Here is a 21,497-nt window from a genome sequence, read left to right as displayed (position 1 = left end):
CTCTTATTGCATTTATCTGACTTTTAAGATATAATGTTAGGGATTATGATGAAGGAGGTCAAATTTTTGACTGAAAAATCACAAGACAAAGAGAAGAATCTGAGCTTTAAAGAGCAGATTTTGAAAGACTTAGCTGGAGAAAAGGAAGAACAAACTCCCTCTTCAACTAGCCAATCAGAAGCGGACGCTGCTTCTGCAAAAGAAACAGCAGCTGCGGAGGACTTTGAAGCTAGACCGGCTTCGGTAGATGTTTCCTACAAGGTTGCAGAGAATGAAAAGGCTCACCCTCAGGTCTATGGCCGAGTGGATGAGGAAGATAAGAAGCCCAATGAGGTCCTATCTCGGGCTAATCGGGCCAACAACACGGTCAAGAAAAAACGTCAAAACACATTAGCCCGCAGGATTATGACAACGGTTCTGCTGATTGTCCTACTGGGACTTGTGGTTACAGGAGTTGTCGGCTATACTTATGTATCTTCAGCTCTTAAACCTGTTGATGCAAACGCAACAGAATATGTGACGGTTGAAGTACCAGAAGGTTCAAGCTCTAAGCAGATTGGAGAAATCCTTGAGAAAAAGGGGCTGATTAAAAATGCCCAAGTTTTTAGTCTGTATTCCAAGATTAAAAGCTTTAACAATTACCAGTCCGGCTATTACAATCTCCAGAAGAGCATGGACTTAGATACCATTGCTCGTCAGCTTCAGGAAGGTGGAACGGATACGCCGCAACCACCAGTTGTTGGTAAGGTTACTATTCCTGAAGGATATACACTGGAGCAGATTGCAGAGGCTGTGACGGTTAATGCAGCTGCAACTTCTAAGAAGACTAGTAAGACACCTTTTAGTAAGGACGATTTCCTAGCTAAGGTGCAGGATGAAGCTTTCATTTCCAAGATGGCGGCTAAATATCCACAGCTGCTGGGCACATTGCCAAGCAAGGACAGTGGAGTCAAGTACCGCTTAGAAGGTTACCTCTTCCCTGCCACTTATAGCTATGGTGAGGATGCGGATCTGGAAAGCTTGATTGACCAAATGTTGGGCGCAATGAATACCAATCTGTCTTCTTATTACTCTACTATCGAAGCGAAGAACCTAACGGTTAATGAAGTTCTGACTCTTGCTTCTCTAGTGGAAAAAGAAGGTTCGACAGATCAGGATCGCAAAGATATTGCCAGCGTCTTTTACAATCGTCTCAATCAAGCGATGCCGCTTCAGAGTAATATCGCTATCCTTTATGCTCAAGGCAAGCTAGGAAAGAAAACGACTCTGAAAGAGGACGCTGAGATTGATACCAATATTGACTCGCCTTTCAATGTCTATAAAAAAGAAGGGCTTATGCCTGGGCCAGTTGATAGTCCGAGCCTTTCAGCTCTAGAAGCTACCATTAACCCAAGTAAAACGGACTACCTCTACTTTGTGGCAAATGTTGAAACAGGTGCTGTTTACTTCGCCAATACTTATGAGGAACACGCTAAAAATGTTGAGGAGCATGTCAATAGCAAGCTCACTCAATCCAGCAGCAGTTCTAATTAGACTGCTATCATTGCAGATAAGAGAAAGCTAGTGCATTTAGTTCTAGCTTTCTCAGTCCTGCTATATAAAAAAGGGACTGATACAGACTTGTCTCAGCCTCTTGTTTTAGTTTTAAAATAAAAGAAAATAAAAGAAAAGAGAAAAAATGGCTGAAAAAACTTATCCTATGACCCTAGAGGAAAAGGAAAAACTAGAAAAAGAATTAGAAGAATTGAAATTGGTGCGTCGTCCAGAAGTGGTAGAACGTATCAAGATTGCCCGCTCATACGGCGACTTGTCAGAAAACAGTGAATACGAAGCTGCAAAGGACGAACAGGCTTTTGTGGAAGGTCAGATTTCCAGTCTGGAAACCAAGATCCGCTACGCTGAGATTGTAAACAGTGACGCTGTAGCCAAGGACGAGGTAGCTATTGGCAAAACAGTTACCATCCAAGAAGTAGGCGAAAGTGAAGAGGAAGTTTACATTATCGTTGGTTCTGCTGGTGCAGATGCTTTCGCAGGCAAGGTATCCAATGAAAGCCCGATTGGTCAAGCTTTGATTGGCAAAAAGACAGGTGATACTGCAACAGTCGAAACACCGGTTGGCAGCTACGACGTTAAAATTATCAAGGTTGAAAAAACCGTTTAATAAATACCAAAAGGAACTGGCTAGAAGACTGGTTCTTTTTTCGTTTCTTTTAAGACAGAGAGTGTAGGCTAGATAAGAAGAGCAGGGAAAAATAGAGAAAAGACAGATGATTATGCTATAATGAGAATAAGCTAGAAAAGTAGGAGAACTGTATGCAAGAGCAAGATATTTATGGGAAATACGGGGTATACCTGCCCAAGATTTTAGAGGATCTTAGCCAGCGTATTCAAGAGGCTAATGATCGAGTCAAGCAGGAAACAGGGCAGAAGCTTTTTGAGCATTTTAATGCACGGATCAAGCAGGCAGCCAGTATGGAAGAGAAATGTCAACGCAAGAATCTGCCTAGGGTGCCAGAGTCTGCCCTGAAAGAAATTCGTGATGCGATTGGGATTCGGATTGTTTGCGGTTTTATTGAGGACATCTATCAGACTATTGAGGTGCTTCGTCAGCTGGAGGGCTGTGAGATTGTTCTGGAAAAGGACTATATCCGAGCTGCCAAGCCTAATGGGTATCGCTCCTACCACTTGATATTAGAGGTGGAGACTCCTTATGAGGACTGTCATGGTCAAAACCCCGGCCGCTATTTTGTAGAAATCCAGCTTCGAACCATTGCTATGGATTCTTGGGCCAGCTTAGAGCATCAGATGAAGTACAAGCATGAGATTAAAGACAGCAAGCGGATTGCCCGCGAGCTGAAACGCTGTGCAGATGAGCTGGCTTCCTGTGATGTGACCATGCAGACCATCCGCAATTTGATTCGAGAAAGTGAGTGAGATGATGAAGATTTTATTAGCTGAAGATGAGCAGCAGCTGTCCCGTGTCTTGGAAACGGCGATGACCCATGAAGGCTATCAGGTTGATACAGCCTTTGATGGGCAAGAAGCTGTGGACTTGGCCAAGGAAAATGCTTATGATTTGATGATTCTGGATATCATGATGCCTGTCAAGACAGGCATTGAAGCGCTGAAAGAAATTCGCCAAACCGGCAATACGACCCATGTCATCATGCTGACAGCTATGTCAGAGGTGGATGATAAGGTCACAGGGCTGGATGCCGGTGCAGATGACTATCTGACCAAGCCCTTCTCTCTGAAAGAGCTTCTGGCTCGTTTACGCTCCATGTCTAGACGAGTAGCGACTTTTACTCCCAATTTGCTGCAGATTGGCCAAACGAGCCTTAATGTCGGAGAGCATGAACTCATTAGCTCCAACTCTATTCGCTTAGCTGGTAAGGAATCTAAAATGATGGAATTTCTCATGCTTAATGCCCAGAAGAGTCTTTCTACTCAGGAAATCTTCCGTCATGTTTGGGCTAATGACGAGGATGAGGATTTGGACGAAGGCTTCGTCTGGATTTATATTTCCTATTTGCGTCAGAAGCTGAAGGCTATTCATGCTGATCTTGCTATCTTGGGTGAGGAAGGCGGTAGTTTCACTCTGGTGCCGCTGGAAGGAGATAGCTATGTTTCGGAAGCTTAAAATTCGGTTCATTCTGCTGGCTTCGGCGGCTATTGTCTGTATTTTGCTGACCATGATTGCTGTCTTAAACTCCGTTCGCTTTCTGCAGACCAACGGAGAAATCCAAGCCGTTCTCAATATTCTATCTGCCAATAATGGAGATTTTCCCAGCGTAGAAGAAACAGCAGAGAGCTTGCAAAACGACCGTATCACCATTGATACCATCTACCAATACCGCTATTTCAGTGTGGTCTATAAGGAAGACAAAACACTTTACTCCACCAACTTAGACCATCTTTCCAATCTATCTAAGGAGCAGGCGCTTAGCTACGCTAACAAAGTGATTAAGGACAGTCGTAGCAGTGGAGTTTTTAAGGTAGGCAGTCAATTTTATTCCTACCAGATAACGCAGGATTCCAAGACCAAGCGCTATTTACTGGTGGTCTTAGATTCGACCAATTATCTCGAAAGCCGCAATGACTTTTTCTGGTTGTCTATCCAGTTGTGCTTCTATAGCTTTATTTTCTTTGTCTTGGTCGTGTCTGGATTTTCCAACTTTGCCATCCGCCCCTATATCAAAAACTATGAAAATCAGAAGCGTTTTATCACTAATGCTGGACATGAACTGAAGACGCCATTGGCAATCATTTCAGCCAATACGGAGCTGCAAGAGCTGATGACTGGCGAAAATGAATGGACAGAAAGCACCAAGGACCAGATCAAGCGCCTCAGTAATCTAATCAATCAAATGGTCGTTCTGGCCCGTCTGGAAGAGCAGCCAGATGTTACCTTGGTGGATGTGAATTTCTCAGAAGTTGTCAAAAAAGTGGCTGGAAACTTCAAGTCTGTCATTGAGAAGGCAGGCAAGAAGTACGAGATCAAGCTGCAGGAAGACATCCATGTCAAGGCAACTGAAGATGAACTTTATGAATTGGTTAGTATCTTGATTGACAATGCCTGCAAGTATTGTGACGAAGATGGACAAATTTTTGTCACCCTGACCAAGGCCAAGCATGGGAAACGAGCTCGTTTGACGGTAGCCAATAGTTACGCGGACGGTAAAAATGTTGATTACAGTCGATTCTTTGACCGTTTTTATCGCGAAGACGAATCGCACAATCAGAAGCAGCCTGGCTACGGGATTGGCCTATCCATGGCAGAAAGTCTGGTTCGGATTTTTAAGGGCAGGATTTGGGTTTCTTACAAGAAGGGCTTGATTGGCTTTACCGTTTTACTGTGATAGAGTCACCTCGTTCATCAGTTATTGCTTTGTTCGCTGAGCTTTTTGTATCGGTTACGCTGATTCTTACTCGAGATTAAAAAAAATCTTCTAGTGTTAGCTAGAAGATTTTTTCTTTATCTTGACCGTTGCTTACCAGCATTGCGGTTCTTTTTCTTTTTGTTCTTTTGCTCAATAGCCTGCTGAGCTTTTGGAGTGACATCTTTAGCTCGGCTCGCTTTTTTTAAACCTTTAGGAGGATTTTTTTCAAATTCCTCTGCTACCTGTTTTCTCAAGCGAGGTCGAATGATGTAGTTGATGATAAATTGCTGGATGATTTGGATAAATCCACCGACTACCCAGTAGAGAGTGACTGCGGCAGGAGAGAGGAATGAGAAACCAACAATCATGATAGGGCTCATATAAGAAGCCTGTTTCATGCTGTTTCTTTGAGTTTCATCTTCAATACCATGCAGAGAGAGCACTGACTGGATATAGTAGAGGATACCGACAATGGCGGTCAAAGCCCAGTCGCTTTTAGCCAGGTCTTTAATCCAGAGGAAGGAACTGCCTGCAACTCCTTGAGTATACTGAGCTGCAAAAAAGAGGGCTGAGAAGAAAGGCATTTGGATAAGCAGAGGCAGACAGCCTATACCGCCAAACATGCTGAGTCCATTTTCTTTTTGAGCAGCCATCAGTTCTTGCTGAGCCTGCATTTTCTCTTCCTGAGTTTCGGCATTTTTGATTCGCTCTTGGATTGGGGCAAAAATCGGCTTAAAGTAGTTCATCTTTTCAGACTGAAGCGTTGCCTTCCAAGACTGATAGATTCCCAGCGGCAGAATGATAATCCGCACGATGAGCGTAACGATAATAATCGCCAGACCATAACCCAGACCTGAATTCTTGGCAAAGAATTGGATACCATCCGCCATAGGCTGACCAATCACATCCCAGATCAGACCAGAAGGATTACCGGCCTTGTCGCGGCCCACACAGCCAGACAGGAAAAGAAGCGCAGCCAGTCCCATACCGGAGAATAAAAAGCGTTTGAAATGTTTCACGAGTTCATATCCTTTGTTTCTAAAAAATAATACCTATCTATTCTACTGTTTTTTTGTAAAATATACAATAGTTCTGCAGACCTAATTTGAAATTTTAAAGTCAGGATAGGAGTCGAAATTAGCCATGGTCACATCTAAATAACTGACCTTAGAAAAAGGGGTCGGTCCCTTGCGGATTTCTTGGATAAATTTGGCCATCAGAGCTGGGTCATCAGCCTGAGCCAGAATGCCAACAGTACCGTCATCATTGTTCCAGACCCGGCCGGTAATACCTCCGATTTCCAGCGCTAGAGAATAAACTCCCCAGCGGAATCCGACCCCTTGTACTCGTCCTTGGGCTATCATTTTTACTTTCTGCATGGCGTCCTCCTTTAGTGAGCGGACCGAGGGGATTTAAGCCCTCAGTATGAGTGCAAGTCTGCTAAATTGTGGTATAATGTTCTTATGAATATTATAACCTCAAAAGCCAATAATGTGGTAAAAAAAGCTAAAAAACTTCATCACAAAAAATACCGCAAGGATTCTTATTTGATCGAGGGCTGGCATTTATTTGAGGAAGCTGTCAGTAGCGGGGCAAAGCTGATTCGGATTTTTGCTTTAGCGGAATACGCAGAGCGATTAGCCGATTTTTCTCAGGTAATCTTTGTCAGTCCGGAGATTTTAGCAGATTTAGCTGATAGTAAGACGCCACAGGGGATTGTCGCGGAAGTGGCTTTTGAAAGGAAAGAAATACCATCGGAGTTAAGTGGGCGCTATCTTTTCTTGGAGAACGTTCAGGATCCAGGTAATGTCGGCACCATCATTCGAACCGCGGATGCAGCTGGTTTTGATGGAGTCTTCATCTCTCGTTTGTCGGCAGATATCTATAACCTAAAAACGCTGCGCTCTATGCAGGGGAGCCATTTTCATCTGCCAGTTTATCGGATGGATACAGCTGATTTTATTAGGCTGGCTCAGTCTTCCCGTCTGCCAATTCTAGCGTCGACCTTGTCGTCAATATCTATCGATTACAGAAAGGTGGACAGCAAAGAGAGCTTTGCCCTAATCATGGGCAATGAAGGGCAGGGTATTAGTCCAGAAATGACGGCAGCAGCTGATGTTCTGGTCCATATTTCCATGAAGGGGCAGGCAGAAAGTCTCAATGTTGCTGTCGCTGCTGGTATTTTAATCTTTCATTTAAGCTAAAAATCAGAAAAAGAGATATAATAGTTGGCAAGGGAGGTGATTCTATGCCTTACAAAAAGGACGAGGAATTTATGGCCTATGTTGGGCACTTGATTGAAAAGCCTAGTGTGCAGCGTCTGAAAGAAATTCCTCATCATATTCATTCCAATAGACTTGAACATTCCATCAATGTGAGTTATACTAGTTACAGAATTGCCAAAAAATTTGGCTGGAATGCGCGCAGTACGGCACGCGGTGCCCTGCTTCATGACTTATTCTACTATGATTGGCGTGTGACCAAGTTTAAGAAGAGTCATGCTTGGGTTCATCCGAGGCTGGCAGTTCGCAATGCTCGCAAGATTACTAAGCTCAATAAGGTCGAAGAGGACATTATCGTCAAGCATATGTGGGGCCTGACCTTGGCACCGCCTCGCTACAAAGAATCATTCGTTGTGACGATGGTGGACAAGTATTGGGCCGTCAAAGAAGCGACGGCACCTTGGAGACGCAAAGGCAGTAATCGCAAGCTCTTTCATCGAAAGATGCTGAAACCGTAAATGTTTTATTATAAAAGGAGTAACTATGAATCATTCTATTATTCAAGATCAATCAGATATTAATTCTTTCTATGCCAAGATTTATTCTATCGTTGGTGTCGGTATCGGAATCTCAGCAATCGTATCCCTCTTGATGCTGAACTTCTTTCAGGACATTATTATCTCTGTTCTGACAGGCTCCACTTGGATTTTCTATGCGGCTATTGCAGTTGAGTTTATCCTTGTGTTGGTAGCATCTGGAACTGCTCGGAGCAATAGTCCGGCGGCGTTGCCTATGTTTTTAGCTTATTCAGCCATCAATGGTTTTACCTTAAGTATTATCATGGCGCTGTATCTTCAGTCAACTGTTCTCTTAGCCTTTCTGACAACGACTGTTATGTTCTTTGCTATGGGCTTCATCGGCAAGGTGACCAAGAAGGATCTTTCTGGAATGGGCAGAGCTTGTATGGCCGGTTTGATTGGTATTATCGCTGCTAGCTTCCTTAATATCTTCTTGAGAAGCAGTGGCTTGGACTTTATCATCAGTATCGTTGGTGTCCTTATTTTCTCAGGACTCATCGCTTGGGACAATCAGAAGATCCGCTATGTTTATGAGCAGACCAATGGCAATCCAGGGAATGGCTGGGCAATTTCGCTGGCTCTGCACCTATATCTGGACTTCATTAATCTCTTCCTCAGCTTGCTGCGTATTTTTGGAAGGAACAAATAACTCAGCTAAATAAGGCTCAAGCATTGGACGTTTGCTCCAGTGCTTTTTGTTTCTCCTATGGATTTATGGTATAATAAATCCAGCAAATAGAAAGCGAGAACAGTATGAAAACTCCTTTTGTCAGTCGTGAAAAGTTAGCTGAGATTACGGCGCAGTTTCCAACACCTTTTCATCTTTATGATGAGAAGGGAATTCGGGAAAGAGCGCGTGCCCTGCATGAGGCCTTTTCTTGGAATCCAGGTTTTAAAGAGTATTTTGCCGTCAAGGCTACTCCCAATCCTGCTATTTTAAAAATCCTCAAAGAAGAAGGCTGTGGGGTGGACTGTGCCAGCTATGTTGAGCTGCTCATGAGCCAAAAGCTGGGCTTTGCTGGACGGGACATCATGTTTTCGTCCAATAACACACCAGCTGAGGAATTTCAGTTTGCGCGTGACCTTGGAGCGACTATCAATCTGGATGCTTATGAAGATGTGGTTTTTCTAAAGGAAGCCGCTGGTATTCCCAAGGTCATTTCCTGCCGTTACAACCCTGGCGGTGTCTTTGAGCTGGGAACCAGCATTATGGATAATCCAGAAGAAGCCAAGTTTGGTATGACTAAGGACCAGCTGATTCAAGCTTTCAAAGAGCTCAAGGACTTGGGAGCTGAGAAGTTTGGGATTCATGCCCTCTTGGCCTCAAATACTGTCAGCAATGACTACTATCCTGAACTGGCCCGTCAGCTTTTTGAACTGGCTGTAGAAGTAGTGGCTGAGACAGGAGTTGAGCTGGACTTTATCAATCTATCTGGCGGTGTCGGCATTAATTATCAGCCTGAAGGTGAGGAAAATGACATTGCGGTCATTGGTCAAGGAGTTCGTCAGGCATATGAAGCTATTCTGACACCGGCTGGTCTAGGACAGGTCAAGATTTATACGGAGCTGGGTCGCTTTATGCTGGCGCCTTATGGCCTGCTGGTCACCAAGGTTACCCATAAGAAGCAGACCTACCGAACCTATCTGGGAGTGGACGCCTCTGCGGTCAATCTGCTGCGTCCTGCCATGTACGGTTCTTATCACCACATTACCAATATGGATCGACCTGAGGGTGAGACAGAAATTGTGGATGTTGTCGGTAGCCTCTGTGAGAATAACGATAAATTCGCCATAAATCGCCCGCTGCCCGTCAGCCAAATTGGCGATACACTGGTGATTCACGATACGGGTGCTCATGGTTTCTCTATGGGGTATCAATACAATGCCAAGCTCCGCTCCAGCGAAATTCTCTTGGAGCAAGATGGCAATGTTCGCATGATTCGTCGGGCAGAAAAACCAGAAGATTATTTTGCGACACTGTATGGCTTTGATTTTGAAAAATAGAGAAAATTTGATATAATGAAGAGCAATGTAAAAATGGAAATAGAGGAGTTCTCGATATGAATTTAGTTTTAGCAATTTTCTTGATTATGGCAGCATTTGCTGGAGGCGTGATTTTGGGTATGTATCTGCTTCGTCGTCAAGTGGAGAAGGAATTTGCAGAAAATCCGCGTTTGAATGTAGAAGCAGTTCGGACCTTGCTTAGCGCTAGCGGTCAACGGCCAAATGAAGCGAAAGTACAGCAAGTTTATCGTCAAATTATCAGCCAGCAGAAAGCTGCGCTTGCTAAGAGCAAAAAGAAAAAATAATTTTCTAGAGGCTGGCTTTTAATACCAGTAGAGAAAATCTATAAAAAAATGGGGATTTGGAATCGGCTTCCAGTCCCTTGTTTTAGAAAGAAGACCTTATGGATAATCGACCAATCGGTTTTTTAGACTCAGGAGTGGGCGGTTTGACTGTAGTCCGTGAGCTCATGCGGCAGCTCCCCCACGAAGAGGTCATTTATATCGGAGATTCAGCGCGGGCTCCTTACGGTCCTAGGCCTGCTGAGCAGATTCGCGCTTATACCTGGCAATTGGTCAACTTCCTCCTGACCAAGGATGTTAAGATGATTGTCATTGCCTGCAATACAGCGACTGCTGTTGTCTGGGAAGAAGTGAAGGAAAAGCTGGATATTCCAGTACTGGGCGTGATTCTGCCGGGGGCTAGTGCAGCTATTAAGTCAACTGTCAGCGGCCGCATCGGTGTTATTGGAACGCCAATGACTGTTTCCTCTGATATCTATAGGCAGAAGATTGAAGCGCTTTCGCCGGAGATGCAGGTGGAAAGTTTGGCCTGCCCTAAGTTTGTACCTTTGGTAGAGTCCAATGAACTTCATTCCAGCCTTACCAAAAAAGTGGTCTATGAAACCCTGCAGCCTTTGGCTGGTCGGGTAGATACCCTTGTCTTGGGCTGTACCCACTATCCCTTGCTCCGGCCTATTATTCAAAATAGGATGGGACCAAATGTGAAGCTGATTGATAGCGGGGCAGAGTGCGTACGGGATATTTCTGTCCTGCTCAATTACTTTGAAATCAACCGCAGCCGGGAAAAACAGGAGCTCAATCACCAATTTTACACAACTGCCAATGCCAATAGCTTTTCGGAAATTGCAGAAAGCTGGCTGGGCTTGAAAGTGAATGTGGAGCATGTAAGCTTATGACAAATAAAATTTATGAATACATTGACGAGAACAATTGGTATATCGGAGAATGGACCCGCTTTCGCAAGGCTGGCTATCATTTCAACGACATCCCATACAGGCTCTTGGAGCATATTGATGCAGAGTTGAGCGAGCTGATTGAGCGGGATTTGGATGAAGAGTACAACGCTTTTACCACAGTTGTAGTCAAATACGGCTCGCCCATGTCCTATATCCAGTTTGTCCTCAATATGATTAACGACCGTCAGGAGCGAGAGTTTAAGGCGACCAGTCATAAGGGGGCTATTCTGATTACAGAAAGGGACTTGCTGCGCAAGGTTTTCTTCCTGTCTAAAGATGGAGTTAAGATGACCGACTTTTTTGGTCAGGGGCAGGAGTCAGAGATGGCTGTCGGAGATACCATCTTGATTGCGACTCGCAACGAAGGAAAGACAGCAGAGTTTCGCAAACTCTTTGATAAGCTGGGCTACAAGGTTGAAAATCTTAATGATTATCCTGATTTGCCAGAAGTGGAAGAGACAGGAACTACCTTTGAGGAAAATGCGCGGCTCAAGGCGGAGACAATTAGTAAGCTGACTGGTAAAATGGTGCTAGCTGACGACTCAGGTCTGCAGGTCGATGTTTTAGGCGGCTTGCCTGGAGTCTGGTCGGCTCGCTTTGCTGGAGTAGGCGCGACAGACGATGAAAACAACATCAAGCTCCTGCATGAGTTGGCTATGGTTTTTGAAATCAAGGACCGCTCGGCCCATTTTCATACGACCCTAGTGGTGGCTAGTCCTGACAGGGAGTCTCTGGTAGTTGAAGCGGATTGGCCGGGCTACATTGCCCATGAGCCAAAAGGGGAAAATGGCTTTGGCTATGATCCCTTGTTCTTAGTGGGAGAAACAGGAAAAACGTCTGCTGAGCTGACGATGGAAGAAAAAAATGCGCAATCCCATCGGGCTCAGGCAGTTAAGAAATTAGTGGAGGTATTTCCAGCATGGCAAAGCAAACCATTATAGTCATGAGTGATTCTCATGGCGACCGTGCTATTGTAGAAGAAATTAGGAATCATTATATTGGAAAGGTAGATGCGATTTTTCATAACGGAGACTCTGAGCTTCCTTTTGATGATGAGGTCTGGCAAGGGATTCAGGTTGTGGCAGGCAATATGGACTTTTACGACGGCTATCCAGAACGCTTGGTGACGGATTTGGCGGGAACCATTATTGCCCAGACCCACGGACATCTCTTCCATATCAACTTTTCTTTTCAAAAGCTGGATTTGTGGGCGCAAGAGGTTAATGCAGACATCTGCCTCTATGGTCACCTGCATATCCCAGATGCTCGAATGGAAGGCAAAACGCTCTTTCTAAATCCGGGCTCCATCAGCCAGCCACGTGGCCTGATCAACGAACGCCTCTACGCTAAGATAGAGATTGATGATGACCGCTTTAAAGTTGATTACTATACACGAAATCATGAACTTTATCCAAGCTTGTCCAAGGAGTTTAGCCGATGATTGCTAAGGAATTTGAAGACTATCTGCTGGAACATGAAGAAACTTTTTTGACGCCTGGGGAAAATCTGGCGGTGATGATTGACACCCACAATGTGGATCATGCTATCCTATTGCTGAGCCAGATGACATACTCACGTGTACCAGTCGTGACGGCAGATAAAAAGTTTGTTGGCACGATTTCCCTGACAGACATCATGTCCTATCGTATGCGTCATGATTTGCCAGAAGAGGAATTCATGATGACAGACATCGTCCACATGACCAAAATGGACGACTTGACAGTTGGGCCAGATTATACTGTATCAGATGTGCTTCATAAGCTGGTCGACGAGTCTTTCCTGCCGGTTGTAGGCGAGGATCAGCATTTTTACGGAATTATTACTAGAAAGTCTATTTTGAAAGCTGTCAATTCTTTATTGCACGGCTTTAGCAAGCAGTACGAAATTCGCAAAAAATGAAAGAATACATTAGACCGTTTTTAAATCAAAAAAACATCTCAGAAAATTCTAAAATTGCCTATTCTTATGATTTAGAGCAGTTTATCGAGGAAGTGCATGGCCGGATTACCGAGACCAATCTGCGGATTTATCAGGCCTCTATCAAGGATTTTAAGGCAGCTGTTCAGAAGCGGAAGCTCTCAGCAGTCAATCAATTTCTCTACTTTCTTTATCAGCAGCAGCTTATTGAGGAGTTTCACCGCTTGGTCCTGCCCAAGGTATCCGTATCGAAGGAGCAGGAAAATGAACTGCTGGACCTGTCTGCTTTTTGGCAGGAATCAAGCGTTCCCAGGGGGCGGCTGATGGCTCTTCTTATCTTGGAAATGGGCTTGTTGCCCAGCGAGATTTTGCAGGTCAGAGTGGCAGATGTCAATCTTGACTTTCAGGTTTTGAAGATTGAAAAGGCCGGTCAGAAGCGGGTCATCAAGATTCCTGAGAGCTTGACGAGTGAGCTGGAAGACTATCTGACGGGAACATATTTATTTGAGAAAAACGGCAAATCCTATTCTCGTCAATGGGGCTTCCGTCAGCTAGAGGCCTTCTTGATTGAGCAGGGACAAGCCAGTCTATCTGCCCAAAGCCTGCGTGAGCAGTTTATTTTGCGCCAGCGGGAGAAGGGGATTGGTCTCTATGATATTGCCCAGGATTTGGGCTTGAAAACCATGATTACACTAGAAAAATACAGATAAAAATGGATATCAAACTAAAAGATTTTGAAGGCCCGTTGGACCTGCTGCTCCACCTTGTATCTAAGTACCAGGTGGATATTTATGATGTGCCCATTACGGAGGTCATAGAGCAGTATCTGGCTTATGTGGCTACTTTGCAGGCCATGAAGCTGGAAGTGACGGGTGAGTACATGGTCATGGCCAGCCAGCTTATGCTGATTAAGAGCCGCAAGCTTTTGCCTAAGGTAGCGGATAATGCTGAGCTGGAAGATGATTTGGAGCAAGACCTCTTGAGTCAGATTGAGGAATACCGTAAGTTCAAGCTCTTGGGTGAGAAAATGTCGCTCCAGCATGATGACCGGGCACTTTATTATTCTAAGCCTAAGCTGGAGCTGGTTTATGAAGACGCTGAGCTCCTGCATGACAAGTCAACGATTGATCTTTTCTTGGCTTTTTCCAAGGTTATCGCCAAGAAGCAAGAGGAGTTTTCTAAGAGCCATACAACCATTGTGCGAGACGAGTACAAGATCGAGGACATGATGGAAGTGGTGCGTCAGCGCTGTGCTGGTAAGAGCCGTCTGGCTTTGCAGGAGATTTTTGCAGAGACCAAGGACATGAATGAAGTTATTACTCTCTTTCTGGCGACATTGGAATTGGTCAAGGTGCAGGAAGTGCAAGTCATTCAGGAAGAAAATTTTGGAAATATTTATTTAGTAGGAAGAGGAAATGAGTAAGTTAGCAGAGATTGAAGCCCTGCTTTTTGTGGCGGGAGAAGATGGACTCAAGGTTCATCAATTGGCAGAAATCCTTTCTTTGCCGCCGACCGGGGTTATTCAGAGTTTGGAGAAGTTGGCTGAGCAATATGAAGCCAATCCAGACTCTAGCCTGACCCTGCTGGAAACCTCAAAGACATACAAGCTGGTCACAAAGCCAGAGTTTGCTGAGATTCTGCGGGCCTATTCAAGGGCGCCAATCAATCAAAGTCTGTCGCGGGCAGCACTGGAGACCTTGTCTATCATTGCCTATAAGCAGCCGATTACAAGGGTTGAAATAGATGACATCCGCGGGGTTAATTCCAGCGGTGCTTTGGCTAAGCTCTTGGCTTTTGAACTGGTTCGAGAGGATGGTAAAAAGGAAGTCATTGGCCGGCCAAATCTCTATGTGACAACGGATTATTTCTTAGACTATATGGGGATCAATCACCTAGATGAGCTGCCGATTGTCGAAGAAACAGAGCTAGTTGCTGAAGAAAGCCAGCTCTTTATTGAAAGGACAGATATCGATGAGAATCAATAAATACATCGCTCATGCTGGGATAGCCAGCCGCCGTAAAGCAGAAGAGCTAATCAAGCAGGGGAAGGTCAGTATAAACGGCCAAGTGGTGCGCGAGCTAGCGACAAACGTCAAGTCTAGTGATCGTGTGGAAGTAGAAGGCCAACCTATCTACAATGAGGAGAAGGTTTATTATCTCCTCAATAAGCCGCGCGGGGTTATCTCCTCTGTCAGTGATGACAAGGGACGTAAGACGGTCGTGGATCTTTTGCCTCAGGTCAAGGAGCGAATTTATCCGGTCGGTCGTTTGGACTGGGATACTTCTGGCATCCTCATTCTGACCAATGACGGGGACTTTACGGACGAGATGATTCATCCCCGCAATGAGATTGACAAGGTCTATGTGGCGCGTGTCAAAGGATTGGCCAATAAAGAAGTTCTTCGTCCTCTGACTCGCGGTATTGAAATCGAGGGGCGCAAAACCAAGCCAGCAGTTTATGAGATTATTAAGGTTGATCCGGCGAAAAATCGCTCGGTCGTTCAGCTGACCATCCACGAAGGGCGTAACCATCAGGTCAAGAAGATGTTCCAAGCTGTCGGACTGCAAGTGGATAAGCTGTCACGGACTCGCTTTGGTCATTTGGACCTAACTGGCCTTAAGCCTGGTGAGTATCGTAAGCTCAGTAAAAAAGAAGTCAGTCAGCTGCATACACTGGCTGTAACCAAGACCAAGAAATGATAAAGAAACTGCTTATTGCTCCTGTCCGCTTTTATCAACGCTTCATATCGCCTGCTTTCCCTCCATCTTGCCGCTTTCGGCCCACCTGCTCTAACTATATGATAGAGGCTATCCAGAAGTATGGTGCTAAAGGAGTTTTGATGGGCTTGGCGCGCATTCTCCGCTGTCATCCCTGGTCTCAGCCAGGAGAAGATCCTGTACCAGACCATTTCAGTTTGAGAAGAAATAATTCAAGAAAAAAGTCACACTAGATATTTATCTAGTGTGACTTTTATATATACCTATATTCTCTGAATATTTCCTATCTTCTAGACCAAGTCTTAGGCAGGAAGAGCAGGAGAATCGGGTAGATTTCCAAGCGACCGCCAATCATGGCAAAGGCCAGCAGCAGTTTGGAAAAAGGACTAAAGATAGAAAAATTATCTGTCGTCCCAATCATGGGACCGATATTGTTGAAGCAAGAGACAACCCCGCTGACAACTGTCATAAAGTTATTATTATCCAAGCTGACAATGAAAATGAGAGCTAGAATAATCAAGATATAAACGGCTAAGTATTTCAGTACCTTATGCTGAGTATCCTTGTCAATGACCGCACCATTGATATGCAAGGTCAGGACACGATTAGGTGATAAGGTAGATAGAATCTGATTTTTAGCAATGCGGGAAATGATAATCCCCCGAATGACCTTGAATCCCCCAGCTGTTGATCCAGCTGATCCCCCGATACACATGAGCAGGAGCAGGATAACCTGAGAAAAGAGCGGCCATTTGACTGTATCGCCATAGCCAAATCCAGTTGTTGTGATGACATTGGCTACCTGGAAGAAGGAAATCTCCATGCTCTTGGCAAAGCCTTGATAGAGGTGGAAGACATTAAAGGCAATCAAGGCTGTGGAAAGAAAGACAATCCAGAGATAGCCCTTGAGCTCCTCATCTTCAAAGCAAGCTTTAAACTTACGAATCAGCAAGTAATAGTAGAGATTGAAGTTGACCCCGAAAGCTAAAACTCCAAAGCTGACCAGATAAGTAATCAGCGAGCTGTTATAGTGGGCGATACCGTCATTGTATACGGTGAATCCTCCCGTACCAGCTGTTCCCATGGCAATGACCAGACTGTCAAAGAGTGGCATACCCGCCAGGAAATAAAGCAGAGCAAAGATAGCAAAGAGAGCCAGATAAATGATATAAAGGATCTGGGCCGTACTCTTGAGCTTGGACACAACCTTGCCAAAGACTGGTCCCGGAACTTCCGCTTTCATGACCTCCAAGTGACCATTTTTGGCATTGTCCATAATAGCTAGGGCAAAGACCAGCACCCCCATCCCTCCAATCAAGTGGGTAAAGCTGCGCCAGAAGAGCAGTGAGTGGGAGAGAACGCCGACATCATTGAGGATAGTCGCTCCCGTGGTTGTAAAGCCGGAGCTGACCTCAAAGAAGGCATCGATGATGTCCGGTATCTGACCAGAGAAGACAAAGGGCAGGGCTCCGAAGAAGGACCAAAGAATCCAGCACAGAGCTACAATCAGGACACCTTCCTTGGCGTAGATATGCAGGTCCTTGGGCTTGAAATAAGAGCCTATTCCACCTAAAACGAGCAGGATGGCCATGGTCGCTCCGATAGAGAGAAAGATTTTTAAGGGCTCACCGTAGATTAGAGCTACGATAATGGGCACAATCAGCAGTGCCGCCTCAATCAGCAGTAATTTTGCCAGCAGGTAGCGAATCATAGATCTATTCATGGGCCTACCTCGCTAACAGATCGTAAATCTGCGTGATATTTTGGAGCAGAGTGGTCACGACAATTTTATCTCCAACTTGCAGATTGTCATCGCCTGTAGGAAAGATAGCTTTACCTTGGCGGATAATGGCCGCAATCAGGACATCTTTCTTCAGATGAAGCTGAGATAGAGGAATACCAGTCATCTTGTTTTCTTCCTTGATTTGGAACTGCAGGGTCTCGATTTGGCCGTTGGCTACGTGGTGCAGAGCTTCTAGGTTAGAGAACTGAGCATTGTAGCGACCACGGATAAAGTGCATAACCGTATCAACGGCGATACCTTTAGGAGTCACGATGCTGGCAAAGTCTTGGTTATCAATGATTTCCAACAAACTAGTACGGTTGACCTTAGTGATGTTTTTCTGTACACCCAGATTATTAAGGAACATAGAAGTAATGATATTTTCTTCATCTACACCAGTCAGGGTAGCGATGGCATCAAAGTTATTGGCGCGTTCCTCCAGCAGGATATCCTTGGCAGTACCGTCTCCATGGACGACATATAAATCAGGAAATTCCTGACTGAAAAAGTTTGCCCGCTCGCGGTTGGATTCAATGATTTTGAGCTCGATTTTACTATTCTTGAGAATATTGAGCAGGTAGTAGGCAATCTTTCCTGCTCCGATAATCATCAGGCTCTTAACAACTCTAGGACGCACCATATTGTGGAATTGAACGATGTCCAGGCGGTTACCTGTGACATAGATCTTGTCGCCGGCATCCAGAGTGAAATCACCGTCAGGGATTTCTAAGTGCCCTTTTCTCTCAATAGCGCAGACAATGATATTTCCAAATTTCTTACGGAATTGGGAAATACTCATCTGGCAGAGATTGCTGTCTTCCTTGAGTTTGAACTCCATCAGTGCCACCCGGCCATTGGCAAAGTGCTCTACTGACAGGGCGTTAGGGAAGTCAATGATATTAGCGATGTAGCGAGCAGTTAGGAGCTCAGGATTGACCACCAGCGAGAAGCCTAGGATGTTCTTCTCCTTAAAGTAAGGGTTGGAGTATTCAGGATTACGCACCCGAACGACGGTTTCCTTAGCGCCCATCCGTTTGGCCAGAACAGCTGAAACCATGTTGACCTCATCATGCTCGGTCATAGAGATGAAGATGTCACAGTGACTAACATCCGCTTGTTCTAAGATTTTGAAGTTAGCTCCATTGCCAGCAATACCGATAATGTCATAGCGCTTGGTAATCTGGTTGAGAACAGCTTCATCCTGCTCAATCAGGATAACATCATGTTTTTCAGCCACTAAGGAGCGACAGAGGGCCGTTCCGACCTTCCCGCCGCCAACAACGATAATTTTCATAAGTTTAGATTCCTCCAAAGTATGTATCTATCATACTCTTTTTTCATTTAAATTTCATCTATGAAATACAGAATAGCTTGCTTATTTATAGAATTCCGAATATTTTTTTACCAAAATGGTATCTTCCTGTGATATTTTTAAAAAAAGTACAATTTTTTGAGCATTTTTTATTGACTTGTAGGCTGAAAGTGTTATACTAAATGAGTACCTTCATTGGTTTACCTCAAACCTGTTGTGATGTAAGTTAATGAAGCCTTAACCACGCTGTTTGCTGAGCTTGACTCCGGGCAGTGTGGCTATTTTTTTATCTAAAGAAAAATACTAGGAAAAATATTCTTATTATGAAAAATCATATCGTTCTTTTTGAGCCTCAGATTCCGCAGAATACCGGCAATATTGCCCGTACTTGCGCCGCGACTAATTCACCGCTTCACATCATCAAGCCCATGGGTTTTCCCATTGATGATCGCAAGATGAAGCGGGCTGGGCTGGACTATTGGGATAAGCTGGACATCACCTATTATGAGAGTTTAGACGATTTTATGGAGCAGATGGATGGCCGTCTTTATCTGATTTCTAAGTTTGCAGAGAAGGTCTATTCTGAGGAAAACTTTGCAGCAGAAGGTTCGCACTATTTTATGTTTGGTCGTGAGGACAAGGGATTGCCAGAGGAATTTATGCGTCGTCATCCAGAGAAGGCACTGCGTATTCCCATGAATGATCAGCATGTTCGCAGCCTCAATGTTTCAAACACAGTCTGTATGATTGTTTATGAAGCCCTGCGCCAGCAGAATTTTGCTGGCTTAGATTTGGTACACGAGTATGAAGCGGACAAGCTGAAGTAGCGGAATGAATGTATCTAAGCAGTTAATTTTCCTGATTGATAGAACACTAATGTTGAAACATTTTTGATTACATCAATCAAATTGCTTGCTCTGGCAGGCTTTTTTTGTTATGATAATGATGTCTTCAGGGCAGGGTGAGATTCCCGACCGGCGGTAATTTTTGGATTGGAAATTTTTTCTCAATGCCAATTAAGTCCGCGAGCGCAAGCTGATGTGGTGAGATTCCACAACCGACAGTATAGTCTGGATGGGAGAAGACGAGAGGCAGTGAAGCATACTTGCCGTTTAATCTTTATTTAAGGGCTGAGCCTTATACTAAATAATCATTAGCTGACAAGCTTTTTTCAGTGGCCTTTCCGGCTTCTCTAATTTTTATAAATTGGAGGAACCTGTGATGACAAATACTCGTAAGTTGGCGATTGTAGCAGTTTTATCTGCACTTTCATTTCTACTCATGCTTTATGAGATTCCCTTGATAACTGAGTTTCTAAAGTTGGATTTTTCAATTATTCCGATTTTACTGGCTTTGGTAGTCTTGGATCTAAAAAGCTCTCTAGCAGTGCTCTTGATTCGCTCTGTCTTAAAGCTAGCTTTGAATAATAATGGCGTAGGCACTCTAATCGGTCTACCCATGAATATACTAGCGGTAGCTGTCTTTGTTTGTGCTTTTTCCCTCTTGTGGAAAAAAAGAAAGAGCTTATCTAGCTATGTGAAGGCTTCCTTAGCAGCAACACTTGGTCTAACGATTACTATGATCATTCTAAATGTCATTTATGCTGTGCCTCTCTTTGCAAGGTTTGCTGGTTTTGATATTTATAAAACATACGGTCTTTCCAAGTATCTGCTGACTATGATTGTCCCTTTTAACCTATTAGAAGGAGTAATCTGGGCTGCTGTCTTTTGGCTAATTTACAAACTCATACAGCCCGTTCTAAAACGCTATGAAAAATAAACAATCTTATCTAACAAAGGGCTCTTTTGCCCTTTTACTTTTCGTTATGCTAGGCTACATGGTCAAATTTTATCCTGAGCAGCTGACCAGCTTTGACACCCCGATTCAGACCTGGTTGCGGGGAGACTTGCCTGCAGCTTTGACGACTTTTTTCAAACTAGTGACCAGTGTGATTGATCCGATGGGGATTATCATCTGGGTTTCGGCTCTTGTCCTGTTTTTCCTTTATAAAAAATGGAAGCTGGAAGCTGCCTTGCTAGCGGGAAATCTGGTCTTACATGGGATTTTGATTAAGCTGATTAAACTCCTTTACCAAAGAAGCCGGCCCAGTCTTTCGCATTTGGTCAAAGAGGGTGGTTACTCTTTTCCGAGCGGGCATGCCATGGCGACAGCCGTTGTTGTTGGGACCTTGATTATCATTGCCCAGCAACGAATTCAAAACCAAAAAATCAAGCGCTTAGTACAAGGTTTGCTCCTGGTCTATATCTTCACTGTTATGGCATCCAGAGTCTATCTGGGCGTGCACTACCCGACAGATGTGATCGGAGGAGCCTTGATGGGCTTTGCAATTCTCAATATCGAATTTCCCTTTTATGATAAATTACGCTTTCAATGGCGTTTCAAGGGAAAGCAGAAATAAATAGAGATGAGAAAGGCTGGCTTTGCCAGCCTTTTTGTCTTGACAAAGAAAATCCCTTTCTTTAAGATAGGAGCAAACAAGATTAGGAGCTTAGTATGTCCAATTCAAATCAAGAACTCATCGATGCTGTTTTGGCATTAGTAGATAGCATTCCCTCTGGGCGCGTGGCGACTTATGGCCAGATTGCCCGTTTGATTGGTCGGCCTAAAAACGCCCGCTTGGTGGGAAAGATTCTCAGTCAGTCGGAGCTTTATGGCGGCAAGCATCCTTGCCATCGGGTAGTCAATGCGGCAGGACGCCTCGCACCAGGCTGGGAAGACCAGAAACACTTGCTTTGGGCAGAGGGAGTAGACTTGAAGGCCAATGGCTGTGTGGATTTGAAAGTCTATTTGTGGAATCGGTGATT

General features: G+C 44.5%; 27 protein-coding genes and 1 riboswitch. Of the genes, 23 read left to right on the top strand and 4 right to left on the bottom strand.

Features of this window, described 5'->3' with window-relative positions:
- Positions 1-33: 33 nt before the first annotated feature.
- The 5 genes from mltG (at position 34) to J1C86_RS08845 (ending at position 4,859) form a co-directional block, all read left to right on the top strand.
- On the top strand, positions 34-1,533 hold the full coding sequence (gene mltG / locus J1C86_RS08865; RefSeq protein ID WP_125407958.1) for an endolytic transglycosylase MltG: 1,500 nt from the start codon (positions 34-36) through the stop codon (positions 1,531-1,533).
- A 145-nt stretch (positions 1,534-1,678) separates the two neighbouring features.
- Entirely contained in the window at positions 1,679-2,161 is a 483-nt protein-coding gene (greA, locus tag J1C86_RS08860) for a transcription elongation factor GreA (protein ID WP_002918441.1), read from the top strand.
- A 152-nt stretch (positions 2,162-2,313) separates the two neighbouring features.
- Complete coding sequence (locus J1C86_RS08855) at positions 2,314-2,934, top strand: GTP pyrophosphokinase (protein WP_125407960.1); 621 nt, start codon at positions 2,314-2,316, stop codon at positions 2,932-2,934.
- Between the two features lie 4 nt (positions 2,935-2,938).
- A complete protein-coding gene (locus J1C86_RS08850; RefSeq protein ID WP_032913455.1) occupies positions 2,939-3,640 on the top strand; it encodes a response regulator transcription factor in 702 nt (233 codons plus the stop codon).
- Positions 3,624-4,859, top strand: coding sequence for a sensor histidine kinase (locus J1C86_RS08845; RefSeq protein WP_125407962.1), 1,236 nt, complete (start codon positions 3,624-3,626; stop codon positions 4,857-4,859). The genes J1C86_RS08850 and J1C86_RS08845 overlap by 17 nt, the downstream gene beginning before the upstream one ends.
- 116 nt (positions 4,860-4,975) lie before the next feature.
- Here J1C86_RS08845 and yidC read toward each other — a convergent pair whose 3' ends face one another.
- Both yidC and J1C86_RS08835 read right to left on the bottom strand, forming a co-directional pair.
- The gene (yidC, locus tag J1C86_RS08840) at positions 4,976-5,899 is read right to left on the bottom strand and encodes a membrane protein insertase YidC (RefSeq protein WP_125407964.1); all 924 of its coding nucleotides are present in this window, start codon (positions 5,897-5,899) and stop codon (positions 4,976-4,978) included.
- 81 nt (positions 5,900-5,980) lie between these two features.
- The gene (locus tag J1C86_RS08835; protein ID WP_002897016.1) at positions 5,981-6,259 is read right to left on the bottom strand and encodes an acylphosphatase; all 279 of its coding nucleotides are present in this window, start codon (positions 6,257-6,259) and stop codon (positions 5,981-5,983) included.
- An 84-nt stretch (positions 6,260-6,343) separates the two neighbouring features.
- Here J1C86_RS08835 and J1C86_RS08830 point away from each other — a divergent pair, with 84 nt between their 5' ends.
- The 14 genes from J1C86_RS08830 to yidD all read left to right on the top strand — a co-directional run bounded on the left by J1C86_RS08830 (position 6,344) and on the right by yidD (position 15,810).
- Positions 6,344-7,084 carry a TrmH family RNA methyltransferase gene (locus J1C86_RS08830; protein WP_125407966.1) on the top strand — a complete coding sequence of 247 codons (741 nt, stop codon included), beginning with the start codon at positions 6,344-6,346 and terminating at the stop codon, positions 7,082-7,084.
- Positions 7,085-7,128: 44 nt separating this feature from the next.
- Entirely contained in the window at positions 7,129-7,620 is a 492-nt protein-coding gene (locus J1C86_RS08825; protein ID WP_002899728.1) for an HD domain-containing protein, read from the top strand.
- Between the two features lie 25 nt (positions 7,621-7,645).
- Positions 7,646-8,329, top strand: a complete 684-nt coding sequence (locus J1C86_RS08820) for a Bax inhibitor-1/YccA family protein (protein ID WP_002913238.1) — start codon at positions 7,646-7,648, stop codon at positions 8,327-8,329.
- Positions 8,330-8,433: 104 nt separating this feature from the next.
- The gene (locus tag J1C86_RS08815) at positions 8,434-9,684 is read left to right on the top strand and encodes a diaminopimelate decarboxylase (protein ID WP_125407968.1); all 1,251 of its coding nucleotides are present in this window, start codon (positions 8,434-8,436) and stop codon (positions 9,682-9,684) included.
- 56 nt (positions 9,685-9,740) lie between these two features.
- A complete protein-coding gene (locus J1C86_RS08810) occupies positions 9,741-9,989 on the top strand; it encodes a YneF family protein (RefSeq protein WP_002894600.1) in 249 nt (82 codons plus the stop codon).
- A gap of 98 nt (positions 9,990-10,087) precedes the next feature.
- Positions 10,088-10,882, top strand: coding sequence for a glutamate racemase (racE, locus tag J1C86_RS08805; protein WP_125407970.1), 795 nt, complete (start codon positions 10,088-10,090; stop codon positions 10,880-10,882).
- Entirely contained in the window at positions 10,879-11,883 is a 1,005-nt protein-coding gene (locus J1C86_RS08800) for a nucleoside-triphosphate diphosphatase (RefSeq protein WP_125407972.1), read from the top strand. The genes racE and J1C86_RS08800 overlap by 4 nt, the downstream gene beginning before the upstream one ends.
- Positions 11,862-12,383 carry a metallophosphoesterase gene (locus J1C86_RS08795; RefSeq protein WP_125409146.1) on the top strand — a complete coding sequence of 174 codons (522 nt, stop codon included), beginning with the start codon at positions 11,862-11,864 and terminating at the stop codon, positions 12,381-12,383. Before J1C86_RS08800 ends, J1C86_RS08795 begins: the two co-directional genes overlap by 22 nt.
- A complete protein-coding gene (gene cbpB, locus J1C86_RS08790; protein WP_002905145.1) occupies positions 12,380-12,841 on the top strand; it encodes a cyclic-di-AMP-binding protein CbpB in 462 nt (153 codons plus the stop codon). The genes J1C86_RS08795 and cbpB overlap by 4 nt, the downstream gene beginning before the upstream one ends.
- Positions 12,838-13,569, top strand: a complete 732-nt coding sequence (gene xerD / locus J1C86_RS08785) for a site-specific tyrosine recombinase XerD (RefSeq protein ID WP_125341037.1) — start codon at positions 12,838-12,840, stop codon at positions 13,567-13,569. The genes cbpB and xerD overlap by 4 nt, the downstream gene beginning before the upstream one ends.
- Before the next feature lie 2 nt (positions 13,570-13,571).
- A complete protein-coding gene (locus J1C86_RS08780; RefSeq protein ID WP_125409148.1) occupies positions 13,572-14,282 on the top strand; it encodes a segregation/condensation protein A in 711 nt (236 codons plus the stop codon).
- A complete protein-coding gene (scpB, locus tag J1C86_RS08775) occupies positions 14,275-14,844 on the top strand; it encodes an SMC-Scp complex subunit ScpB (RefSeq protein WP_002894610.1) in 570 nt (189 codons plus the stop codon). The genes J1C86_RS08780 and scpB overlap by 8 nt, the downstream gene beginning before the upstream one ends.
- Positions 14,831-15,559, top strand: coding sequence for a pseudouridine synthase (locus J1C86_RS08770; protein WP_125409150.1), 729 nt, complete (start codon positions 14,831-14,833; stop codon positions 15,557-15,559). Before scpB ends, J1C86_RS08770 begins: the two co-directional genes overlap by 14 nt.
- A complete protein-coding gene (yidD, locus tag J1C86_RS08765) occupies positions 15,556-15,810 on the top strand; it encodes a membrane protein insertion efficiency factor YidD (RefSeq protein WP_125355815.1) in 255 nt (84 codons plus the stop codon). The genes J1C86_RS08770 and yidD overlap by 4 nt, the downstream gene beginning before the upstream one ends.
- Positions 15,811-15,860: 50 nt before the next feature.
- Here the strand turns inward: yidD and J1C86_RS08760 are convergent, their stop codons facing one another.
- Entirely contained in the window at positions 15,861-17,300 is a 1,440-nt protein-coding gene (locus J1C86_RS08760; RefSeq protein WP_125409152.1) for a TrkH family potassium uptake protein, read from the bottom strand.
- Positions 17,301-17,304: 4 nt separating this feature from the next.
- A complete protein-coding gene (gene trkA / locus J1C86_RS08755) occupies positions 17,305-18,654 on the bottom strand; it encodes a Trk system potassium transporter TrkA (protein ID WP_002916919.1) in 1,350 nt (449 codons plus the stop codon).
- A gap of 341 nt (positions 18,655-18,995) precedes the next feature.
- Here trkA and J1C86_RS08750 point away from each other — a divergent pair, with 341 nt between their 5' ends.
- The 4 genes from J1C86_RS08750 (at position 18,996) to J1C86_RS08735 (ending at position 21,495) form a co-directional block, all read left to right on the top strand.
- Entirely contained in the window at positions 18,996-19,499 is a 504-nt protein-coding gene (locus tag J1C86_RS08750; RefSeq protein ID WP_009659168.1) for a tRNA (cytidine(34)-2'-O)-methyltransferase, read from the top strand.
- A gap of 116 nt (positions 19,500-19,615) precedes the next feature.
- Positions 19,616-19,762, top strand: a riboswitch (FMN riboswitch).
- A gap of 131 nt (positions 19,763-19,893) precedes the next feature.
- Complete coding sequence (locus tag J1C86_RS08745) at positions 19,894-20,451, top strand: ECF transporter S component (protein ID WP_125409158.1); 558 nt, start codon at positions 19,894-19,896, stop codon at positions 20,449-20,451.
- Entirely contained in the window at positions 20,441-21,091 is a 651-nt protein-coding gene (locus tag J1C86_RS08740) for a phosphatase PAP2 family protein (RefSeq protein WP_049548008.1), read from the top strand. Before J1C86_RS08745 ends, J1C86_RS08740 begins: the two co-directional genes overlap by 11 nt.
- A 95-nt stretch (positions 21,092-21,186) precedes the next feature.
- Positions 21,187-21,495, top strand: coding sequence for an MGMT family protein (locus J1C86_RS08735; protein ID WP_125409154.1), 309 nt, complete (start codon positions 21,187-21,189; stop codon positions 21,493-21,495).
- Positions 21,496-21,497 lie beyond the last annotated feature (2 nt).

The organism is Streptococcus sanguinis (assembly GCF_050220005.1).
GTDB lineage: Bacteria > Bacillota > Bacilli > Lactobacillales > Streptococcaceae > Streptococcus > Streptococcus sanguinis_Z.
The sequence above is the reverse complement of the archived record's forward strand: the minus strand, read 5'-3'. Positions and strand labels throughout refer to the sequence as shown.

Excerpts from the sequence above, each read along its gene's own strand:
- mltG (WP_125407958.1), top strand. The coding sequence starts at position 34 with ATGTTAGGGATTATGATGAAGGAGGTCAAATTTTTGACTGAAAAATCA.
- greA (WP_002918441.1), top strand. The coding sequence starts at position 1,679 with ATGGCTGAAAAAACTTATCCTATGACCCTAGAGGAAAAGGAAAAACTA.
- J1C86_RS08855 (WP_125407960.1), top strand. The coding sequence starts at position 2,314 with ATGCAAGAGCAAGATATTTATGGGAAATACGGGGTATACCTGCCCAAG.
- J1C86_RS08850 (WP_032913455.1), top strand. The coding sequence starts at position 2,939 with ATGAAGATTTTATTAGCTGAAGATGAGCAGCAGCTGTCCCGTGTCTTG.
- J1C86_RS08845 (WP_125407962.1), top strand. The coding sequence starts at position 3,624 with ATGTTTCGGAAGCTTAAAATTCGGTTCATTCTGCTGGCTTCGGCGGCT.
- J1C86_RS08835 (WP_002897016.1), bottom strand. The coding sequence starts at position 6,259 with ATGCAGAAAGTAAAAATGATAGCCCAAGGACGAGTACAAGGGGTCGGA.
- J1C86_RS08830 (WP_125407966.1), top strand. The coding sequence starts at position 6,344 with ATGAATATTATAACCTCAAAAGCCAATAATGTGGTAAAAAAAGCTAAA.
- J1C86_RS08825 (WP_002899728.1), top strand. The coding sequence starts at position 7,129 with ATGCCTTACAAAAAGGACGAGGAATTTATGGCCTATGTTGGGCACTTG.
- J1C86_RS08820 (WP_002913238.1), top strand. The coding sequence starts at position 7,646 with ATGAATCATTCTATTATTCAAGATCAATCAGATATTAATTCTTTCTAT.
- J1C86_RS08815 (WP_125407968.1), top strand. The coding sequence starts at position 8,434 with ATGAAAACTCCTTTTGTCAGTCGTGAAAAGTTAGCTGAGATTACGGCG.
- J1C86_RS08810 (WP_002894600.1), top strand. The coding sequence starts at position 9,741 with ATGAATTTAGTTTTAGCAATTTTCTTGATTATGGCAGCATTTGCTGGA.
- racE (WP_125407970.1), top strand. The coding sequence starts at position 10,088 with ATGGATAATCGACCAATCGGTTTTTTAGACTCAGGAGTGGGCGGTTTG.
- J1C86_RS08800 (WP_125407972.1), top strand. The coding sequence starts at position 10,879 with ATGACAAATAAAATTTATGAATACATTGACGAGAACAATTGGTATATC.
- J1C86_RS08795 (WP_125409146.1), top strand. The coding sequence starts at position 11,862 with ATGGCAAAGCAAACCATTATAGTCATGAGTGATTCTCATGGCGACCGT.
- cbpB (WP_002905145.1), top strand. The coding sequence starts at position 12,380 with ATGATTGCTAAGGAATTTGAAGACTATCTGCTGGAACATGAAGAAACT.
- xerD (WP_125341037.1), top strand. The coding sequence starts at position 12,838 with ATGAAAGAATACATTAGACCGTTTTTAAATCAAAAAAACATCTCAGAA.
- J1C86_RS08780 (WP_125409148.1), top strand. The coding sequence starts at position 13,572 with ATGGATATCAAACTAAAAGATTTTGAAGGCCCGTTGGACCTGCTGCTC.
- scpB (WP_002894610.1), top strand. The coding sequence starts at position 14,275 with ATGAGTAAGTTAGCAGAGATTGAAGCCCTGCTTTTTGTGGCGGGAGAA.
- J1C86_RS08770 (WP_125409150.1), top strand. The coding sequence starts at position 14,831 with ATGAGAATCAATAAATACATCGCTCATGCTGGGATAGCCAGCCGCCGT.
- yidD (WP_125355815.1), top strand. The coding sequence starts at position 15,556 with ATGATAAAGAAACTGCTTATTGCTCCTGTCCGCTTTTATCAACGCTTC.
- J1C86_RS08760 (WP_125409152.1), bottom strand. The coding sequence starts at position 17,300 with ATGAATAGATCTATGATTCGCTACCTGCTGGCAAAATTACTGCTGATT.
- trkA (WP_002916919.1), bottom strand. The coding sequence starts at position 18,654 with ATGAAAATTATCGTTGTTGGCGGCGGGAAGGTCGGAACGGCCCTCTGT.
- J1C86_RS08750 (WP_009659168.1), top strand. The coding sequence starts at position 18,996 with ATGAAAAATCATATCGTTCTTTTTGAGCCTCAGATTCCGCAGAATACC.
- J1C86_RS08745 (WP_125409158.1), top strand. The coding sequence starts at position 19,894 with ATGACAAATACTCGTAAGTTGGCGATTGTAGCAGTTTTATCTGCACTT.
- J1C86_RS08740 (WP_049548008.1), top strand. The coding sequence starts at position 20,441 with ATGAAAAATAAACAATCTTATCTAACAAAGGGCTCTTTTGCCCTTTTA.
- J1C86_RS08735 (WP_125409154.1), top strand. The coding sequence starts at position 21,187 with ATGTCCAATTCAAATCAAGAACTCATCGATGCTGTTTTGGCATTAGTA.